General features: G+C 61.1%; 3 protein-coding genes. All 3 read left to right on the top strand.

Annotated elements, in window-relative coordinates; all coding sequences use genetic code 11:
* The first annotated feature begins 91 nt into the window (after nt 1–91).
* The 3 genes from mce (at nt 92) to proS (ending at nt 2,678) form a co-directional block, all read left to right on the top strand.
* Nucleotides 92–496 carry a methylmalonyl-CoA epimerase gene (gene mce, locus EOA60_RS27500; protein WP_127335588.1) on the top strand — a complete coding sequence of 135 codons (405 nt, stop codon included), beginning with the start codon at nt 92–94 and terminating at the stop codon, nt 494–496.
* Nucleotides 493–777: a DUF1467 family protein gene (locus EOA60_RS27495; protein ID WP_095826196.1), complete on the top strand. Its 285-nt coding sequence runs from the start codon at nt 493–495 to the stop codon at nt 775–777. Before mce ends, EOA60_RS27495 begins: the two co-directional genes overlap by 4 nt.
* Nucleotides 778–1,352: 575 nt before the next feature.
* A complete protein-coding gene (gene proS, locus EOA60_RS27490) occupies nt 1,353–2,678 on the top strand; it encodes a proline--tRNA ligase (RefSeq protein WP_095826229.1) in 1,326 nt (441 codons plus the stop codon).
* Nucleotides 2,679–2,736 lie beyond the last annotated feature (58 nt).

Genomic DNA, 2,736 nt, shown 5'->3' with positions numbered 1-2,736 from the left:
GAGTAGGGGAGTACGGGAATAAGGGAGTAGGGAATAGCAAATAGCTCGGAGTTTTTCCTACCCCCCTACTCCCCTAACTTTCGGAGCGCTTATGCTCGGACGCCTAAATCATGTCGCGCTTGCCGTGCCGAACCTGGCTGCGGCGACAGCTGCGTATCGCGATACGCTGGGCGCTTGGCTGAGCGAGCCGCAGGCGCTGCCGGAACATGGCGTCACGGTTGTGTTCGTCGATGTCGGCAACACCAAGATCGAGCTGCTGGAGCCGCTGGGCGACGCTTCACCGATCGCGGCTTTCCTCGCGAAGAACCCGTCGGGCGGCATGCATCATGTCTGCTACGAGGTCGACGATATCCTCGTCGCGCGCGACCATCTCAAGGCGAGCGGCGCGCGTGTTCTCGGCGACGGCAATCCGAAGATCGGCGCGCATGGCAAGCCGGTGCTGTTCCTGCATCCCAAGGACTTCTTCGGCACGCTGGTCGAATTGGAGCAGGCATGAACTGGGTTTCCTTTGTCGCACTGTTCTTCGTCACCTGGTGGCTGGTGCTGTTCGCGGTGCTGCCGTTCAGCCTGCGCACCCAGGATGAGGACAAGGACGTGACGCTCGGCACGGTGTCGAGCGCGCCGAAGGGACCGCACATGCTGCGCGCGGCGATCCGCACGACGGTCGTCACCGCGATCGTGATCGGCATTTTCTACGGCCTGACAAGGGGGATCGGCTTCGGCTTCGACGACATCCCGCACATCGTGCCGGACTTTACTCATACTGCCGGCCGCTAGCACCCTGCACAGTTCCGCAAGTATTGATCAACCCGCACCCGTGCTGGTTGAAATCGGAAGCCGACTTCCGATTTTGAGGGCTAACGCAGCATAATGCTGTTTGGCAGGTCGTGGTCCTAAGCAGATGATTGCACAAAAAAAATGCAAGGCACGAGGCCTTGCAATTTAAACGCGTCCGATCTGTTTCCGGTGTCCGGCGGCAGCGAGTAACCGCGCCTAGATCGCATCCTCCCAAGACTTTGACCGCGTAGGAGAGCAGATTTTTCTCCGCCCTCTCGGTTATCGGCGCACACTAGACCAAGGCAGGTGAAAATGTCACGAAGAATTTTGCCCCCAAATAGGCAATATCGTGCTGCACTGCACAATAGTGGGGCAGCGCTTGCTTGTGAATCGATCAAAAGGCCAGATGCGGCACTTTGGTGGCCAAAACGGGCCTTCTGATCATGCGCAGAACGCCGCAACACTTTGGAGCGCTCGGGTTTCCATTCGGTCATGAAATGGCTATGAAGCCCGGGCAAGCAGCCTCGGTTGCGCCGATTCCCCGCGCCGCCATTTTTTCATTCACGGACCAGTCCATGCGTTTGTCGCGCTACTTCCTGCCCATTCTCAAAGAAAACCCCCGTGAGGCCGAAATCGTCTCGCATCGGCTGATGCTGCGCGCCGGCATGATCCGCCAGCAGGGGCAGGGCAGCTTCTCCTGGCTGCCGCTCGGCAAGCGCGTGCTGGACAAGGTCTGCCAGATCATCCGCGAGGAGCAGAATCGAGCCGGCGCGCTGGAAATCCTGATGCCGACCATCCAGTCGGCGGATCTGTGGCGCGAGAGCGGCCGTTACAATGACTACGGCAAGGAGATGCTGCGCATCAAGGACCGGCAGGACCGCGACATGCTCTATGGTCCGACCAATGAGGAAATGGTCACCGAGATCTTCCGCGCCTACGTCAAGTCCTACAAGGACCTGCCGCTCAACCTCTATCACATCCAGTGGAAGTTCCGCGACGAGGTGCGCCCCCGCTTCGGCGTGATGCGCTCGCGCGAGTTCCTGATGAAGGACGCTTACTCCTTCGATCTCGATTTTGAAGGCGCCAGAGCCGCCTATAACCGCATGTTCGTCTCATACTTGAGGACGTTCACGCGCATGGGCCTGCAGGCCATTCCGATGCGCGCCGATACCGGCCCGATCGGCGGCGACCTCAGCCACGAATTCATCATCCTGGCCGAGACCGGCGAGAGCCAGGTGTTCTGCGACCGCGCCTATCTGTCGCTCGACGTGCCCGGCGCGGATACGAACTTCTCCAACGATGCCGAGATCGGCGGCATCGTGACGAAATGGACGACTCCTTACGCCGCCACCGACGAGATGCATGACGAAGCGGCATGGGAGAAGGTGCCCGAAGGCGAGAGGCTCTCGGCGCGCGGCATCGAGGTCGGCCATATCTTCCATTTCGGCGAGAAGTATTCCAAGCCGATGAACGCGAAGGTCACCGGTCCCGATGGCAAGGACCATTATGCTTCGGGCGGCTCGTACGGCATCGGCCCGTCGCGGCTGGTCGCGGCAATCATCGAGGCGAGCCATGATGATAACGGCATTATTTGGCCGGAAGCGGTCGCGCCGTTCAATATCGGTCTGATCAACATGAAGGTCGGCGATGCCGAATGCGACCGCGTCTGCGACGAGCTCTACGCAGCGCTGACCTCGGCCGGCAAGGACGTGCTTTATGACGACACCGACCAGCGGCCGGGCGGCAAGTTCGCAACCGCCGACCTGATCGGCCTGCCCTGGCAGGTGATCGTCGGACCGCGCGGGGTGGCTAGCGGCGAGGTCGAGATCAAGAACCGCCGGAGCGGCGAGCGCGAGACGCTGCCGATCGCGGAGGCCCAGAAACGCCTGGGTATCGCGTAATGGGCGAGGCGGCTGCAGCTCGATCGCCGGCAGGCGCCTTTTCAGGCTTCGAGCGCAT

The sequence above is a fragment of the Mesorhizobium sp. M1A.F.Ca.IN.020.06.1.1 genome (assembly GCF_004023265.1).
In the GTDB taxonomy this organism is placed as follows: domain Bacteria; phylum Pseudomonadota; class Alphaproteobacteria; order Rhizobiales; family Rhizobiaceae; genus Mesorhizobium.
This window is presented reverse-complemented; position numbering and strand designations above follow the sequence as displayed.